The organism is Pseudomonas sp. PS02288, assembly GCF_029959715.1.
Classification (GTDB): Bacteria; Pseudomonadota; Gammaproteobacteria; order Pseudomonadales; family Pseudomonadaceae; genus Pseudomonas_O; species Pseudomonas_O kuykendallii.
In genome coordinates this window covers 39,218-55,693 of the sequence record NZ_JASCPA010000030.1, presented here as the reverse complement: position 1 = coordinate 55,693, position 16,476 = coordinate 39,218, and the positions used below count along the sequence as shown (strand labels likewise).

The window sequence follows — 16,476 nt, the reverse complement described above, 5'->3', positions numbered from 1 at the left end:
CCGCACCAGCGCTTCCAACGTCTATGCCGCGGGCGACGTGATCGGCTGGCCGGCGCTGGCCAGCGCCGCCTACGACCAGGGCCGCTCGGCGTCGGGGAGCATCGTCGAAAACGACAGCTGGCGGCATGTCGACGACGTGCCGACCGGCATCTACACGATTCCGGAGATCAGCTCGCTGGGCAAGACCGAGCGCGAGTTGACCCAGGCGAAGATTCCCTACGAGGTCGGCAAGGCCTTCTTCAAGGGCATGGCGCGCGCGCAGATCGCCGTCGAGCCGGTGGGCATGCTGAAGATTCTCTTCCACCGCGAGACGCTGGCGATCCTCGGCGTGCACTGCTTCGGTTATCAGGCGTCGGAAATCGTCCACATCGGTCAGGCGATCATGAACCAGCAGGGCGAGGCGAATACCCTGAAGTACTTCGTCAACACCACCTTCAACTACCCGACCATGGCCGAAGCCTACCGGGTCGCGGCGTTCGACGGGCTCAACCGGCTTTTTTGAGCAACTCCGGCCGGTGGCCTGAGCCGGCCGGGGAGAATCCCTTCGGCGACTCCCGCGCGTGGCAATGGCCGAATCGGGAAAGTTTCTGAACAGGCCGGAAGAACCGATCCGCGAGGGTCGGTTTTTTTGTGGCTGGGGAATGGGGGCTTAGGTGGGACTGGTGGGCTGAAGCCCACCAGCCTGATCAACGCTGCAGCGTCGAAACCGCCGTACCCGGGAAGTCGGTGATGATGCTGTCGACGCCAAAGTCTGCGAGGCGACGCATCAGCGCCGGTTCGTTCACCGTCCATACCGAAACGTGCAGCCCTTGTTTCTGCGCCTTCTGCAACCGCTCGGGGGTGCACAGCGTCCAGTTCAGCGCGAGCAGGCTGCAGCCGTGCTGCTTGGCGACTTTCAGCGGATCGAGCCAGTTGTACTCGGCCACCAGACCGCGGGAGATTTCCGGCGTCAGGCGGTTGAGCGCGCGCAACACCTCGCGCGAGCTGGAGGTGACGGTGACCTTGTCGATCAGGCCATAGCGCGTGGCGAGTTCCTGGATCGCCAGCACGGTACGCGCCGCGCGCACCCGCGAGGCGCTCTTGACCTCCAGCTGCCAGTGCTCGAACGGGCATTTCTCGAACAGCTCGGCCAGTCGCGGAATCGGCGCCGGCTGCAGCCAGCCCGGACCGCCCTGGCGCGCGTCGTAGTCGACCAACTCGTCGGCGTCGTGTTCGACCACCTTGCCACGGCGGCCGGTGGTGCGTTTCAGGGTCGGGTCGTGGATCACCATCAGCTCGCCGTCGCGTGACAGGTGCAGGTCCAGTTCGCAGCGGCGCACGCCGTGCTCCAGGCATTTCTGGAAGCCGGCGAGGGTGTTCTCGGGGGCTTCGCCCTTTGCGCCGCGATGGCCGTAGATCAGGGTCAAGAGGTCATTCCTTGAGGTTGTGGGGCTGGTGGTGACGCACGCTGTCGATCACCCGGCCGCTTTCGAAGTAAACGGAGAATTCGCGGTAGTCCCAGCGCGTGATCGGCGGTCGGCCGACGGCCGGGTGCTCCTCGTCGGCCAGGCCGAAGCGTTCCAGCACGGCGCGTTGCGAATCGCCGCGGGCGGGCAGGGCGAGGTCCGCCCGGCCCTGTTCCCCGAGGGGGATTTCGAGGGTCTGGGCACGCAGCCCGGCCGCACAGAGCAAGGCGATCAGCAGAAGCGCGCGCTTCATGCGTCGGTACTGGGGCGTTGCAGCGCCTGGCGCCGGTCCAGTGCCTGCTTTTGCAGGATGTGCCGGGCGAGCAACTGGCGCTGGGCTTCGGTGAGCCCTTCGAACTCGGTGCCGATCTCGAATTGCCCGTCGGCCTTTTCCTGGCAATGGATCACTTCGGCGCGCAGCAGGAGGCCGAGGGCCTGGGGCATCAACACCATCTTGATCGCCAGCTGCCTGCCCACCGGGATTTCCCGCGGATTGTCGAAGCCGATGCCGCCCTCGGACAGGCTCACCTGCTTCGGCGAGCCGACGTCACGCAGCAGATTCTGCGCCAGCGCCTGGCCGAGCAGGTCGATGCGCTTGTTGATCACCTTGAGGTAGTTGGCCAGGGTGCGATCGCGCTCGCCGATGTGGCGCAGCAATTGTTGCGATTCGAAGTCCGCCAGGTGCAGGTCGCTGAGCAGGTTGAACAGCGGCGAGGCGTCGTGCAGCGCCTCCTGGGTCTGGGCTTCGGCGCCCGACAGAAGGTGAAATTCCAATGCGATCGTGTCGTCGATACGGTAGTATTCGCGGCGATCATCGGTGTCTGAGGGCGGCATGGCGGTCCCATGGCAGCAGTGATTGGCTGAGTGTAAGGCCGCGCATCGTGCCCTGCTACATCGGCTGTCAAAAGCCGCTTTTCGTACCTTGCATTCGCGGCGTACGGGAACCGGACAGGGGAGTGCCGTTGTCACACGGCGCACGCATTCAACATGACGTAACACCTCCGGCCTCTGCGCTGCGTCGTTTGCCTGCACACTTCGTCCGCGTTCGTTTCGTCACCTGAATGGACGTTCCCTTTCCAGCGAACAAGCCCCCGACATGTTCAGACCCCTGTCAATCTTCATCGGCGCGCGCTACACGCGGGCCAAGCGGCGCAACCATTTCGTTTCCTTCATTTCGCTGACCTCGATGATCGGGCTCGCCCTTGGCGTGCTGGTGATGATCGTGGTGCTTTCGGTCATGAACGGTTTCGACTACGAGATGCGCACCCGCGTGCTCGGCATGGTGCCGCACGCGACGCTCGAATCGCCGCAACCGATCCCCGACTGGCACGCGCTGGCGACGCTCGCGGAGGCCAATCCGCAAGTCGCCGCGGTAGCGCCGTTCACCCAGATGCAGGGCCTGCTGACCAATAACGGCCAGGTGCAGAAGGTGCTGATCGATGCGGTCGACCCGCAGTTCGAGCATCGGGTTTCGATCATCGACCAGTTCTTCCTGCCGGGAAAAGGCAACCTCGACGCCCTGCAGTCGGGCGGCTTCGGCATCGTCATCGGTGATCGCGCGGCGCAGAAGCTCGGTGTCGACATCGGTGACAAGCTGACCTTCGTCGCCCCGGAAGTCGCGGTGACGCCGGCCGGGATGTTCCCGCGGATGAAACGCTTCACCGTGGTCGGGATCTTCCACGTCGGCGCCGGCGAGCTGGACGGCTACCTGGCGCTGACCCACCTGGACGATGCCGCGCGCCTCAAGCGCTGGAAACCGGACCAGGTGCAGGGCGTGCGCCTCAAGCTGCACGACCTTTTCCAGGCGCCGCGCGTGGCCTATCAGCTCGCCAACAGGCTCGGCCCGGATTACTACGCCCGCGACTGGACGCGCACCCACGGCAACCTCTACCAGGCCATCGGCATGGAGAAGGCGATGATCGGCCTGTTGCTGCTGCTGATCGTCGCGGTCGCCGCGTTCAACATCATTTCCACGCTGGTGATGGTGGTGACCGACAAGAAGTCGGACATCGCCATCCTGCGCACCCTGGGCGCCACGCCGCGGCAGATCATGGCGATCTTCATGGTCCAGGGCACCGTGATCGGCGTTGTCGGCACGTTGATCGGCGCGGCGCTCGGCATCCTCGCGGCGCTCAACGTCAGCGCGATGATCGCCGGCCTCGAGCGGCTGCTGGGGCACAAATTCCTCAGCGCCGAGGTGTATTTCATCGATTACCTGCCCTCGCGGCTGATGGCCGAGGACGTCGTCCTGGTCTGTTCCGCCGCGCTGGTCCTGAGTTTTCTCGCCACCCTTTATCCGGCCTGGCGTGCCTCGCGCACCCAACCAGCGGAGGCTTTGCGTTATGAGTGATAAGGCAGTCCTGAGTTGCCGCAACCTGGGCAAGCGTTATGAACAGGGCCCGGTGGCGGTCGACGTGCTGGCCGGCGTGCAGCTGGAGCTGCATCCGGGCGAGCGCATCGCCATCGTCGGCACCTCTGGTTCCGGCAAGAGCACGCTGCTCAACCTGCTCGGCGGGCTGGATACGCCGAGCCAGGGCAGCGTCTGGCTGGCTGGCGAGGAGCTGTCCGCGTTGAACGAGAAAGCGCGCGGCCTGCTACGCAACCGCGCGCTGGGCTTCGTCTACCAATTCCACCACCTGCTGCCGGAGTTCACCGCGCTGGAGAACGTCTGCATGCCGCTGCTGATCGGCAAGACCTCCATCGCCGAAGCGCGCCAGCGCTCCACCGCGCTGCTTGAGCGCGTCGGCCTCGCTCATCGACTCGAGCACAAGCCGGCCGAGCTGTCCGGCGGCGAGCGCCAGCGCGTGGCCATCGCCCGGGCGCTGGTCAACAATCCGGCGCTGGTGCTGCTCGACGAGCCCACCGGCAACCTCGACAACCACACCGCCCATGGCATCCAGGACATGATGCTGGAGCTCAGCCGCTCCTCGCAGACCGCCTTCCTGGTCGTTACCCACGACCTGCAACTGGCGCAGCAGATGGACCGCGTGCTGCGCCTGGAAGACGGCAAGCTGGTGGCCGCCTGATGTTCCGCCCGCTCTCGATCTTCATCGGACTCCGCTACACGCGGGCCAAGCGCCGCAACCACTTCATCTCGTTCATCTCCTTGACGTCGATGATCGGCCTGGCGCTCGGCGTGCTGGCGATGATCGTGGTGCTCTCGGTGATGAATGGCTTCCAGCAGGAGATGAGCTCGCGGATTCTCGGCATGGTGTCCCACGCCACGTTGTCCGCCGACAAGCCGCTGGACGACTGGAAGGTCGTTGCCGACGCGGCGATGAAGAACCCCGAAGTCACCGGCGCGGTGCCCTTCGCCGAACTCGAAGGGATGATTTCCTTCAAGGGGGCGATGCAGCCGTTGCAGGTCAACGGCATCGATCCGCAGGAAGAACCCAAGGTCTCGATCATCGGCCAGCACATGGTCCAGGGCAGCCTCGACGACCTCAAGGCCGAGCAGTTCGGCGTGGTGCTCGGGGAGATCACCGCGCGGCGTTTCGGCTTGCGCCTGGGCGACAAGGTCACCCTGATCGTCCCCGAGCTGAGCAGCGCGCCCGGCGGCATCACCCCGCGCATGCAGCGGCTCACCGTGGTCGGGCTGTTCAAGGTGGGCGCCGAGCTGGATGGCTCGCTGGCGCTGGTGCACATCGCCGATGCCGGAGAAATCCAGCGCCTGCAGCCGGGCCAGGTGCAGAGCGTGCGGCTGGCGCTGAAGGACCTCTATCGCGCGCCCGAGGTGTCCGCGGCGATCGCCGGCGGCCTGGGCCAGGGCTACCGCGCCGACGACTGGACCCACACCCAGGGCAGCCTGTTCAGCGCGATGAAGATGGAGAAGACCATGATCGGCCTGCTGCTGATGCTGATCATCGCGGTGGCGGCGTTCAACATCATCGCCACGCTGATCATGGTGGTCGCCGACAAGCGCGCCGACATCGCCATCCTGCGCACCCTCGGTGCCACGCCGCGCCAGGTGATGGCGATCTTCATGGTCCAGGGCAGCGTGATCGGCTGTATCGGCACGCTGATCGGCGGCGTGCTCGGCGTGCTCGCGGCCATCAACATCAGCAGCCTGATCGCCTGGGTCGAAGGTGCGCTCGGCATGCGCATCCTCAGCTCCGACCTGTACTTCATCAGCTCGCTGCCCTCGAAGCTGGAAGTCTCCGACGTGGTGCTGATCTGCTCGGTGGCGCTGATCCTCAGCTTCCTCGCCACGCTCTATCCGGCCTGGCGCGCCTCGCGCACGGAACCTGCCGAAGCGCTGCGCTACGAGTGACCCAAGGCAGCGCCCCGGCCCCGGGGCGCCGCCCGCAGGCGATTGAAAAACTACCTGCGTTGGCATACAGCGTTGAAAACGGCCTCGAAGTAGTCATTTACAGCTACGTAAACCCCGCTTTCTTGGCCCTTTCGTCTCGTCTTGCCTGCCTCGGTCAGATTTTTCAAAGGCCTGCTAGTCTGCACCGATCGTTTCACCCGTCCGGCCGCATTCCACGGCCGGATCTTGGAGTCGATCCAGCATGCGCACAGGGATGATTGCGCTCGCCGCGGGGCTTTTGCTCCTGCGTTTTCTGCCCGCCTTGCCCGACACTCGAGGGCTGAGCGGCCTTGCCCTGGTCGGCCTGCTGTCGCTGGCCTGCCGCCGCTATCGGGTGGCGATGCTGCTTCTCGGACTGACCTGGGCCTGCGTGTCCGCGCAATCGGCGCTGGACGATCGCCTCGCGCCGGAACTGGACGACCGTACGCTGTGGCTGGAAGGACAGGTCGTCGGCCTGCCGGCGGTGTCGGATGAGGTGGTGCGCTTCGAGCTGGCGGAAGCCGAATCGCGCCGCGTGCGGCTGCCGCAGCGGATGCGCCTGGCCTGGTACGGCGGCCCGGCGCTGCGGGCGGGTGAACGCTGGCGCCTGGCGGTACACCTGAAGCGACCGCACGGTCTGGTCAATCCGCAATCCTTCGATTACGAGGCCTGGCTGCTGGCCCAGCGTATCGGCGCCACCGGCACGGTGAAGAGCGGCGAGCGCCTGGCGCCGGCGCAGGGCATCGGTGCCTGGCGCGATGGCCTGCGACAACGGCTGCTGGCGTTGCCCGCGTTCGGTCGCCAGGGCGGGCTCACGGCGCTGGTGCTGGGTGACGACTCCGGGCTTTCCAGCGCCGACTGGCAAATGCTGCAGGACACCGGAACGATTCACCTGATGGTGATCTCCGGCGGCCACGTCAGCCTGATGGCCGGGCTGGTCTACGGGCTGATCGTCCAGCTGGCGCGTCACGGCCTGTGGCCGCGGCGTCTGCCCTGGCTACCCTGGGCCTGCGCGCTGGGTTTCGCCGCAGCGCTCGGCTACTCGCTGCTGGCCGGCTTCGAGGTGCCGATCCGCCGCGCCTGCATCATGCTCGCGGTGGTGCTGGTCTGGCGCCTGCGTTTTCGCCACCTGGGCGTGTGGACCGCGCTGCTGCTGGCTTTCGATCTGGTGCTGCTGATCGAGCCGCTGGCCAGCCTGCAGGCCGGTTTCTGGCTGTCCTTCGGCGCGGTGGCGATCCTCGCCCTGACCTTCGCCGGCCGCCTCGGTGCCTGGAGCGCCTGGCGCGCGCTGGGGCGGGCGCAGTGGGTGATGACCATCGGCCTGCTGCCCGGCCTGCTGGCACTCGGGCTGCCGATCAGCATCAGCGGCGCACTGGCCAATCTGATCGCGGTGCCCTGGGTAAGCTTCGTCGTGTTGCCGCCGGCGCTGCTGGGCACGCTGCTGCTCCCGGTTCCCTGGCTGGGCGAAGGGCTGTTCCAACTGGCGGGCGGTCTGCTCGAGTTGCTGTTCCTGATCCTGGCGCCCATGGCGCACTGGTGGCCCGCCTGGCTGCCGACGGCGGTTCCGCTGTGGGCCTGGCTGCTCGGCATGTTCGGCGCCTTCCTGCTGTTGCTGCCCAGCGGGGTGCCGTTGCGGGCATTCGGCCTGGCATTGCTGTTGCCGATGCTGTTTCCACCGTCCGGCGCGCCGCCTGAGGGTCGGGCCGAGGTCTGGCAGCTCGACGTGGGGCAGGGGCTTTCGGTCCTGATCCGCACGCGTGGCCACGCCTTGCTCTACGACGCTGGCCCGCGCTATGGCGATTTCGACCTCGGCGAGCGGGTGGTGCTGCCATCGCTGGCCAAGCTGGGCGTGCGCCGGCTCGACCGGCTGCTGCTCAGCCATGCTGATTCTGACCATGCCGGCGGCGCCCTGGCGATCCAGCGTGACCTGGCTCCGGTGGAGGTCATCAGTGGCGAGCCGGACCGCTTGCCCGCGTCGCTCCAGGCCCGGTCGTGCGTCGACGGCGCCCGTTGGCAGTGGGAAGGCGTGCGCTTCAGCACCTGGCGCTGGAGTGGGGCGACGACGGGCAACCAGGCGTCCTGCGTGTTGAAGGTCGAGGCCAATGGCGAGCGCATGCTGCTCACCGGCGACATCGATATCCAGGCCGAGCGCGCGTTGATCGATGCCGGCCGTGATCTGCGTGCCGAGTGGCTGCTGGCGCCGCACCACGGTAGCCGCAGTTCTTCGTCAATGGCCTTCCTGCAGGCGGTGCAGCCGCGCGCAGTGCTGTTCTCCCGCGGGCAGCACAATGCCTTCGGCCATCCGCATCCAACGGTCGTCGCGCGTTACCGGGCGCTCGCCATTGCGCTTCACGACAACGTCGAGGAGGGCGCTCTGCGCATTGAGCTGGGTACGTTCGAGCCTGCCTGGCCGCTGCGCGCGCAGCGTCGGTTCTGGCGCGGCCCGCTTCCTCCCGAGGCCGCGCAAAGCCCCGCCGGACACGCGCCGTGAGACGCCGCGTTGCGCAGTTGCTCAAGCCTTGGGAACCCTATGCTAGAGTGGCGCCATTTTTCGCGAAGGGGGTCGTTGCCGTGTGGGAACTGGTCAAAGCGGGCGGCTGGATTATGCTGCCCATCATCCTCAGCTCCGTGGTCGCGCTGGCCATCGCTGCCGAACGTCTCTGGACCCTGCGGGCGAGCCGCGTCTCGCCGCCTCACCTGGTCGGTCAGGTCTGGCGCTGGATCCAGGAAGGCCAACTGGGCAGCCTGCGGCTCAAGGAGCTGCGCGCCTCTTCGCCGCTGGGTGAAGTGCTCGCCGCCGGCCTGGCCAATTCCAAGCACGGTCGCGAGATCATGAAGGAAAGCATCGAGGAGGCGGCCTCGCGGGTGATCCACGAGCTGGAACGCTACCTCAACACCCTCGGCACCATCGCCGGCATGGCGCCGTTGCTCGGCCTGCTGGGCACCGTGCTCGGCATGATCGAGATATTCAGCGCCTTCAATGCCGCCGGCCAGACCAACGCCGCCGGTCTCGCCGGCGGCATCGGCAAGGCGCTGGTGACCACCGCGGCCGGCCTGATGGTGGCCATCCCGGCGCTGTTCTTCCACCGCTTCCTGGTGCGTCGCGTCGACGAACTGGTAGTCGGCATGGAGCAGGAGGCGATCAAGCTGGTCGAGGTGGTGCACGGTGATCGCGACGTCGACTTCAACGAGGGCAAGGCGTGAAGTTTCGCAGACTCCGCAGGCGGGAGAGCATCGACATCAACATGACGTCGCTGATCGACGTGGTGTTCATCCTACTGCTGTTCTTCGTGGTTACCACCACCTTCACCCGCGAGACCAACCTCAAGGTCGATCTGCCCGAGGCGGTCAGTGGCGAGCAGACCACGCCCTCCGAGCTCAAGCAGATGGAAATCCTCATCGACGCCTCAGGCAGCTATGCACTGAACGGCCAGGCGTTGCTGAAAAACGACCTGGACGGCCTGATGACCGCGCTGCAGAAGGAATCCGCCGGTGACAACAGCCTGCCGCTGACCATCAGCGCCGACGGCAAGACACCGCACCAGGCAGTCATCACCGCGATGGATGCTGCCGGCAAGCTCGGCTTCTCCCATCTGCGCCTGACCACGGTCGAGGCCACGGCGAAACCCTGATGGCCCTGCGCGATATTTTGCTCGACGCCTGGTATCGCGATCATCCGGCGCTGGCACTGCTGCGTCCGCTGGAGGCGCTCTACCGGGGCGTGGTGCGGCGTAAGCGCGCGCGTTTTCTCGCCGGCGAGGGCTCGATCTACCGGGCGCCGGTACCCTTGATCGTGGTCGGCAACGTCACGGTGGGTGGCACCGGCAAGACGCCGATGATCCTCTGGCTGATCGAGCACTGCCGCGCGCGCGGCCTGCGCGTCGGCGTGGTCAGCCGCGGTTACGGTGCCCGTCCGCCGCATCTGCCCTGGCGCGTGCGTGCCGGGCAGAGCGCCGAGCAGGCCGGCGACGAGCCGCTGATGATCGTCCAGCGCAGCGGCGTGGCACTGGTGATCGATCCCGACCGCGCGCGCGCGGTACGCGCGCTGATGGACGACGAAGCGCCCGACCTGATCCTCTGCGACGATGGCCTGCAGCATTACCGCCTGGCGCGCGACCTCGAACTGGTGCTGATCGACACCGCGCGTGGTCTCGGCAACCGTCGCTGCCTGCCCGCCGGTCCGCTGCGCGAGCCGGCCGAGCGTCTCGCCGAGGTCGACGCGGTGCTGTTCAACGGTGCCGGCGAGGACACCGCCGAGGGTTTCGCCCTGCAGTTGCGTCCTTCGGCGTTGGTCAACCTGCGCAGTGGCGAACATCGTCCGCTCGATCATTTTCCGCCGGGGCAGGCGCTGCATGCCCTGGCCGGCATCGGCAACCCCCGGCGTTTCTTCGCCACCCTCGAGGCGCTAAACTGGCGCCCCATCGAGCACGCCTTCGCCGACCACGCCCGCTACACGGCGGAGCAACTGCAGTTCAGCCCCGCATTGCCACTGCTGATGACCGAGAAGGACGCGGTGAAATGTCGTGACTTCGCCGCCGAGGACTGGTGGTACCTGGCGGTCGAGGCGCAGCCTTCCTGCGCCTTCATCGCCTGGTTCGATTCCCGACTGGCGCACCTGCTACCCGAACGTCTCTGACTCCCGAGGAACTTCCCATGGACCTAAAACTGCTCGACATCCTGGCCTGCCCGGTCTGCAAGGGCCCGCTGAAGCTCAGCGAGGACAAGACCGAGCTGATCAGCAAGGGCGCCGGCCTGGCCTATCCGATCCGCGACGGCATCCCGGTGATGCTGGAAAGCGAAGCGCGCAGCCTTAACGTCGACGAGCGCCTGGACAAGTAAGATGACTGCCGATTTCACCGTGGTCATCCCGGCGCGCTATGCCTCCAGCCGCCTGCCTGGCAAGCCGCTGCAGGAGATCGCCGGCAAGCCGATGGTCCGTCACGTTTGGGAGCAGGCACGCAAGAGCGCGGCCCGGCGAGTGGTGATCGCCACCGACGACGAGCGCATCGTCGCGGCCTGTCGCGCCTTCGGCGCCGAGGTGCTGCTGACCCGCGCCGACCACAATTCCGGCACCGACCGCCTGGCCGAGGTGGCGGTGCAGCTCGGCCTGGCCGACGACGCCATCGTGGTCAACGTGCAGGGCGACGAGCCGCTGATTCCGCCCGCGATCATCGACCAGGTCGCGAGCAACCTCGCGGCGCATCCCGAGGCGGGAATCGCCACCCTGGCCGAGCCTATTCTGGACGTCGCGTCCCTGTTTAACGCCAACGTGGTCAAGGTCGTCAGCGACCTCGACGGCCTCGCGCTGACCTTCAGCCGCGCGCCGCTGCCGTGGGCCCGAGACGCCTTCGCCACCAGCCGCGAACAGCTGCCGGAAGGAATTCCCTACCGCCGCCACATTGGTATCTATGCCTATCGCGCCAGTTTCCTCTTCGATTTCGTCGCCTGGGGCCCTTGCTGGCTGGAAAGCGCCGAGTCACTGGAGCAGCTGCGTGCGCTCTGGCACGGGGTGCGTATCCATGTCGGCGATGCGCTGGAGGCGCCGCCCACCGGGGTGGATACGCCGGAAGACCTGCAGCGGGTTCGCCGTCTGCTGGGAGGCTGAGCCGTGAAGGTGCTGTTCGTGTGCCTCGGCAACATCTGCCGTTCCCCGACCGCGGAGGGAGTGTTCCGTCATCAGGTGCGCGCTGCCGGTCTGCAGGACGAGATCGTGGTCGACTCCGCCGGCACCGGCGACTGGCACGTCGGCAAGGCGCCCGACAGCCGTACCGCGCGTGCGGCCCGGCAGCGGGGCTATGTGCTCGACGATCTCCGCGCCCGCCAGTTCGAGGTCGCCGACTTCCAGCGTTTCGACCTGATCCTGGCGATGGACCGGAGCAACCTGCGCGACCTGCAGGCGCAGCGCCCCGCCACGTCGCGGGCGGAACTCGATCTTTTCCTGCGCCGTTGCGGCCAGGCCGAACAGGACGTTCCCGATCCCTATTACGGCGGCGCCGAGGGTTTCGACCATGTGCTCGACCTCATCGAGTGCGCCGGTGCCGCCTTGCTCGCCGACCTGAGGGCACAGTTGTGAGCCTGTCGCTGCAGCACGATGTTTCGCTCAAACCCTTCAATACCTTTGGCGTCGACGTGCGGGCGCGGCTGTTCGCCGACGCGCGAAACGATGACGAGGTGCGCGAGGCGTTGCGGATCGCCGCGCACGAGGGGCTGCCTCTGCTGCCCATCGGAGGCGGCAGCAATCTGCTGCTGACTGGCGATGTCGATGCGCTGGTGCTGCGCCTGGCCAGCCGGGGCATTCGTGTACTGGTCGACGATGGCCAGCACGTGCTGGTCGAGGCGGAGGCCGGCGAACCCTGGCACGACTTCGTCCTTGCCACCCTGGACATGGGCCTGGCCGGCGTGGAAAACCTCAGCCTGATTCCCGGCACGGTCGGCGCCGCGCCGATGCAGAACATCGGCGCCTACGGCGTCGAGATCAAGGACGTGTTCGCCGGCCTGACCGCGCTGGATCGGCAGACCGGCGAACTGCGCGAATTCAGCCTGGACGAGTGCGCCTTCGGCTACCGGGACAGCCGCTTCAAGCGCGAAAGCGGGCGCTGGCTGATCCTGCGCGTGCGTTTCGCCCTGAGTCGTACCGCAATCCTGCACCTCGATTACGGCCCGTTGCGGCAGAAGCTGGCGGAGCAGGGCGTCAGTGCGCCGACGCCGGCGGACGTCAGCCGCGCGGTCTGCGCCATTCGCCGCGAGAAACTGCCCGATCCCGCCGTGCTTGGCAACGCCGGCAGCTTCTTCAAGAACCCGCTGGTGAGCGCCGAGCAGGCCGCCCGCCTTCGTGCCGAGCATGCCGATCTGGTGGCGTTCGCGCAGCCCGATGGCCAGGTGAAGTTGGCGGCCGGCTGGCTGATCGATCGCGCCGGCTGGAAAGGCTTCCGCGAGGGCGATGCCGGTGTGCACCGTCTGCAGGCCCTGGTGTTGGTGAACTACGGCGCGGCCAGCGGCAATCAGTTGCTGGCGCTGGCACGAAGCATCCAGGCGGATATCGCCGAGCGTTTCGGCGTCGAGCTGGAAATGGAACCGAACCTGCTCTGACTTCGTCCGTTCATCGCGATGCCTCCTGGCGTCTGGCGCACCGTCCGCCGGAGAAATAAAAAAAGGGGATGCCAATGGCATCCCCTTTTTCGTTACTCGGACTCGATCAAACCTTCGGTTTGTCCTCGTCTTCGTTCTGGGCTTCGACCTCGGTCGGCTCCGGTGCACGGGTAGCGGCCTGTTCGGCTTGCGCTTCCAACGTTTGCGGGGCGACTTCGATCTCGGTCTCGGCCACCGGCTGGATGGCTTCGACCGGTGCGGCCGGTTCTTCGGCCTCGATCATCGGCTCGGCAGCGACCGGCGCCTGACCCAGCTCGGACGCGTACTCGGCGACCGGCTCGGGCTGTGCTTCGCCGACCGAGGGCACTTCGACCTGCGAGGCGGTTTCGCCGACGGTGGCGGCTTCGGCAGCTTCACGCGCGAGACGCTCGGCTTCCAGGCGACGGCGACGCACTTCACGCGGATCGTTCGGTGCGCGCCCGCCGGCCGCCTGTTCGACCACGATACTTTCAGCCTGCGGGGCTTCGATGACCGGCGCGACCGCTTCGACGGTGGCCGCCTCGCTCTGCGCCTGGGCTTCGACGACGGGCTCGCTGACCGGCTCGACGATCTGCTCGACGGCGGCGGGTGCTTCGCTCGCCAGTGGTTCTGCTTCGACCGGAGCGGGCAGCTCGCTGTCCTGGGTCTGCGCCGATGCTTCGGCAGCTTCCACGGCAACAGGCTCGCTGACTTCGGCGATGGGCTGGACGTAGGTGGTTTCGGCAACCGGTGCGTCGTCGGCGACAGGCGCAGCCTCGACCTGGGCCGGAGTGCTTTCCGGCTCGTCGCCTTCGGCAGGCGCTGCAGCCAGCGAGCTGGCCACGGCAGCCGCGACGGCAATGTCGGCAGCGGCAGGCGCATTGTTCGACGTTTCCGCGCTTTCACCTTCCTCGGCGTTCTCGATGATCTCGCCATTGGCGTCACGCTGACGCTCACGGCGGTTGCTGCGGCGACGCTGGCCACGCGAACGGCGACGCGGACGGTCGTCATCGCTGCCTTCGTTGCTTTCCTCTACCACTTCTTCGCTGCTCAGCAGTTCCTCGTCGGCCACCACCGGCTGCTCGGCGCGCGGTTGACGCTCTTCACGCGGGGCGCGCTCGGTGCGTTCACGACGGCCTTCGCCGGCCTCGCGTGGCTGGCGCTCTTCACGCGGTTCACGGGCTTCACGCGGCTCGCGGGGCTCACGCAGTTCACGCGGCTCGCGGGCTTCACGCGGCTCGCGTGGCTCACGCAGTTCGCGGGTCGGACGCTCTTCGCCACCACGGGCTTCACGCGGCTCGCGCGGCGTGCGCTCGCGGCGGGTTTCCTGGCCCTCACGTGGCTCGCGGGCTTCACGAGGTGCGCGTTCTTCACGAGGGGCACGCTCTTCGCGCGGTGCGCGGTCCTCGCGGGGCTGGCGTTCTTCGCGCGGTTTGCGCTCTTCGCTATTGGCGCGCGCTTCACGCGGCTCGCGGTTGTCACGGCCACCGTCGCGACGACGGTTCTGCTGACGACCATTGCGGCGTTCGTCGCTGCGCTGCGGACGCTGCGCAGCGGGCTTCTGCTCGGTGGGCTGGGCGACGGGTTCTTCCTTGCCGGCGAACAGGCTGACCAGGGACTTCACCAGGCCCTTGAACAGGCTCGGTTCTGGCGCGCTGGCGACCGGTTGTGCGGCAGCGACCGGAGCGCTCGGTGCCGGGGCAGGGCGCTCGGGGGAAACGGTCTTGACCACTGCTTCCTGGCGAACCAGGGTGCGCGTGGCGCTGACCGGCTGGACTTCCTCTTCCTCAACCGCGGCCATTTCGTAGCTTGACTGGCCGGCGAGCAGCTCGGGGCTGTCGTCGCGCAGGCGCTGCACTTCGAAGTGCGGGGTTTCCAGGTGGTCGTCCGGCAGAATGAAGATGCGTGCACGGGTACGCAGCTCGATCTTGGTGATCGCGTTGCGCTTCTCGTTGAGCAGGAAAGCGGCTACCTGGAACGGAACGCGGGCGCGGACTTCAGCTGTGCGGTCCTTCAGGGCTTCTTCTTCGATCAGGCGCAGGATCGCCAGCGACAGCGATTCGACGTCGCGAATGATGCCCTGGCCGTTGCAGCGCGGGCAGACGATGCCGCTGGTTTCACGCAGCGACGGACGCAGGCGCTGACGCGACATTTCCAGCAGGCCGAAACGCGAGATGCGACCGATCTGGATGCGTGCGCGGTCGGCTTCGAGGGCTTCGCGGACTTTTTCTTCCACGGCGCGCTGGTTCTTCGCCGGGGTCATGTCGATGAAGTCGATGACGATCAGGCCGCCGATGTCGCGCAGGCGCAACTGGCGGGCGATCTCTTCGGCCGCTTCCAGGTTGGTCTGCAGGGCGGTTTCTTCGATGTCGCCGCCTTTGGTCGCACGCGCCGAGTTGATGTCGATGGACACCAGGGCCTCGGTCGGGTCGATGACGATGGAACCGCCGGACGGCAGCTTCACTTCGCGCTGGAAGGCGGTTTCGATCTGGCTCTCAATCTGGAAGCGGTTGAACAGCGGAACGCTGTCTTCATACAGCTTGATCTTGCTGGCGTATTGCGGCATCACCTGCTGGATGAAGCTCAGCGCTTCGTTCTGGGCTTCGACGCTGTCGACCAGCACTTCGCCGATGTCCTGGCGCAGGTAGTCGCGAATGGCGCGGATGATGACGTTGGATTCCTGATAGATCAGGAAAGGTGCGCTACGGCCTACCGAGGCTTCCTTGATCGCGGTCCAGAGTTGCAGCAGGTAGTCGAGGTCCCATTGCAGTTCTTCGCTGGAGCGGCCGAGGCCGGCGGTGCGTACGATCAGGCCCATGTCCGCGGGGGCGTCGAGGCCGTTCAGCGCTTCACGCAGTTCATTGCGCTCTTCGCCTTCGATGCGGCGGGAGATGCCGCCGGCACGGGGGTTGTTCGGCATCAGCACCAGATAACGACCGGCCAGGCTGATGAAGGTGGTCAGGGCAGCGCCCTTGTTGCCGCGTTCTTCTTTCTCGACCTGGACGATGACTTCCTGGCCTTCCTTGAGGACTTCCTTGATGTTCACGCGGCCTTCGGGGGCCTTGCTGAAGTATTCGCGGGAAATTTCCTTGAGGGGCAGGAAGCCGTGGCGATCGGCGCCGAAGTCGACGAAGGCGGCTTCCAGGCTGGGTTCTACGCGGGTGATTCGGCCTTTGTAGATGTTTGCCTTCTTCTGCTCACGGGCGCCCGATTCGATGTCGAGGTCGTAGAGTTTCTGGCCATCTACCAGCGCGACACGCAACTCTTCGGGTTGAGTCGCGTTAATCAGCATTCTTTTCATGTAATACCGTTCGGTTTCCGGGCTGCCGGAAACGGCGTTCGGCACACACGACTCTCGCGGTCGGTGTCAGGTGCGCGTCAACAGCGGCTTACCGCTGTAGTGTCCAGCGATGCCAGGCCAATGGGGCCGGGTTCGCGACGACGTCTCCTGCTTCTGTCGGAACAAAAGCACTTTGTCAGGAGGAGGAATCAATCATCGACAGCGGACGAGATGAAGCGTCTTGAATAAAGCCTGAAGCTACGCAGTCCGATGATTGTGCATCTCCACCCTACACGTATCCCTTGAAAATCGGGTGCCGCTCGCAGAATCCGCAGCGGGTTTTCATTTATCGCGAT

General features: G+C 66.5%; 15 protein-coding genes and 1 pseudogene. 12 read left to right on the top strand and 4 right to left on the bottom strand.

Translation table 11 applies throughout. From position 1 onward, the window contains the following. Positions 1–502, top strand: a pseudogene (locus QMX85_RS13430) (NAD(P)(+) transhydrogenase); the annotation flags it as partial. A gap of 184 nt (positions 503–686) precedes the next feature. Here QMX85_RS13430 and QMX85_RS13425 read toward each other — a convergent pair. Genes QMX85_RS13425 through QMX85_RS13415 form a run of 3 tightly spaced genes read right to left on the bottom strand, consistent with a single transcriptional unit; the run spans position 687 to position 2,279 of the window. Continuing rightward, positions 687–1,406 carry a glycerophosphodiester phosphodiesterase gene (locus QMX85_RS13425; RefSeq protein WP_282341630.1) on the bottom strand — a complete coding sequence of 240 codons (720 nt, stop codon included), beginning with the start codon at positions 1,404–1,406 and terminating at the stop codon, positions 687–689. Positions 1,407–1,410: 4 nt separating this feature from the next. Continuing rightward, on the bottom strand, positions 1,411–1,698 hold the full coding sequence (locus QMX85_RS13420; protein ID WP_282341629.1) for a phosphodiesterase: 288 nt from the start codon (positions 1,696–1,698) through the stop codon (positions 1,411–1,413). Then, a complete protein-coding gene (locus tag QMX85_RS13415; RefSeq protein ID WP_090231279.1) occupies positions 1,695–2,279 on the bottom strand; it encodes a PilZ domain-containing protein in 585 nt (194 codons plus the stop codon). The genes QMX85_RS13420 and QMX85_RS13415 overlap by 4 nt, the downstream gene beginning before the upstream one ends. 262 nt (positions 2,280–2,541) lie before the next feature. Here QMX85_RS13415 and QMX85_RS13410 point away from each other — a divergent pair, with 262 nt between their 5' ends. The 11 genes from QMX85_RS13410 to murB all read left to right on the top strand — a co-directional run bounded on the left by QMX85_RS13410 (position 2,542) and on the right by murB (position 12,822). Next, complete coding sequence (locus QMX85_RS13410) at positions 2,542–3,795, top strand: lipoprotein-releasing ABC transporter permease subunit (RefSeq protein ID WP_282341627.1); 1,254 nt, start codon at positions 2,542–2,544, stop codon at positions 3,793–3,795. Next, the gene (lolD, locus tag QMX85_RS13405) at positions 3,788–4,471 is read left to right on the top strand and encodes a lipoprotein-releasing ABC transporter ATP-binding protein LolD (protein ID WP_090231277.1); all 684 of its coding nucleotides are present in this window, start codon (positions 3,788–3,790) and stop codon (positions 4,469–4,471) included. The genes QMX85_RS13410 and lolD overlap by 8 nt, the downstream gene beginning before the upstream one ends. Continuing rightward, complete coding sequence (locus QMX85_RS13400; protein WP_282341624.1) at positions 4,471–5,715, top strand: lipoprotein-releasing ABC transporter permease subunit; 1,245 nt, start codon at positions 4,471–4,473, stop codon at positions 5,713–5,715. Before lolD ends, QMX85_RS13400 begins: the two co-directional genes overlap by 1 nt. A gap of 241 nt (positions 5,716–5,956) precedes the next feature. Beyond that, positions 5,957–8,224 carry a DNA internalization-related competence protein ComEC/Rec2 gene (locus QMX85_RS13395; RefSeq protein WP_282341623.1) on the top strand — a complete coding sequence of 756 codons (2,268 nt, stop codon included), beginning with the start codon at positions 5,957–5,959 and terminating at the stop codon, positions 8,222–8,224. Positions 8,225–8,304: 80 nt separating this feature from the next. Next, positions 8,305–8,937 carry a MotA/TolQ/ExbB proton channel family protein gene (locus tag QMX85_RS13390; RefSeq protein ID WP_282341622.1) on the top strand — a complete coding sequence of 211 codons (633 nt, stop codon included), beginning with the start codon at positions 8,305–8,307 and terminating at the stop codon, positions 8,935–8,937. Beyond that, entirely contained in the window at positions 8,934–9,365 is a 432-nt protein-coding gene (locus QMX85_RS13385) for a biopolymer transporter ExbD (protein WP_282341621.1), read from the top strand. The genes QMX85_RS13390 and QMX85_RS13385 overlap by 4 nt, the downstream gene beginning before the upstream one ends. Continuing rightward, positions 9,365–10,369: a tetraacyldisaccharide 4'-kinase gene (gene lpxK / locus QMX85_RS13380; RefSeq protein WP_282341620.1), complete on the top strand. Its 1,005-nt coding sequence runs from the start codon at positions 9,365–9,367 to the stop codon at positions 10,367–10,369. The genes QMX85_RS13385 and lpxK overlap by 1 nt, the downstream gene beginning before the upstream one ends. 17 nt (positions 10,370–10,386) lie before the next feature. Continuing rightward, positions 10,387–10,572, top strand: a complete 186-nt coding sequence (locus tag QMX85_RS13375) for a Trm112 family protein (RefSeq protein WP_090231271.1) — start codon at positions 10,387–10,389, stop codon at positions 10,570–10,572. Position 10,573: 1 nt separating this feature from the next. After that, a complete protein-coding gene (gene kdsB / locus QMX85_RS13370) occupies positions 10,574–11,338 on the top strand; it encodes a 3-deoxy-manno-octulosonate cytidylyltransferase (RefSeq protein ID WP_282341616.1) in 765 nt (254 codons plus the stop codon). A gap of 3 nt (positions 11,339–11,341) precedes the next feature. Continuing rightward, a complete protein-coding gene (locus QMX85_RS13365; protein WP_282341614.1) occupies positions 11,342–11,806 on the top strand; it encodes a low molecular weight protein-tyrosine-phosphatase in 465 nt (154 codons plus the stop codon). Next, complete coding sequence (murB, locus tag QMX85_RS13360) at positions 11,803–12,822, top strand: UDP-N-acetylmuramate dehydrogenase (RefSeq protein WP_282341612.1); 1,020 nt, start codon at positions 11,803–11,805, stop codon at positions 12,820–12,822. The genes QMX85_RS13365 and murB overlap by 4 nt, the downstream gene beginning before the upstream one ends. Before the next feature lie 106 nt (positions 12,823–12,928). Here the strand turns inward: murB and rne are convergent, their stop codons facing one another. Continuing rightward, a complete protein-coding gene (gene rne, locus QMX85_RS13355; RefSeq protein ID WP_282341610.1) occupies positions 12,929–16,141 on the bottom strand; it encodes a ribonuclease E in 3,213 nt (1,070 codons plus the stop codon). Positions 16,142–16,476: the final 335 nt, after the last annotated feature.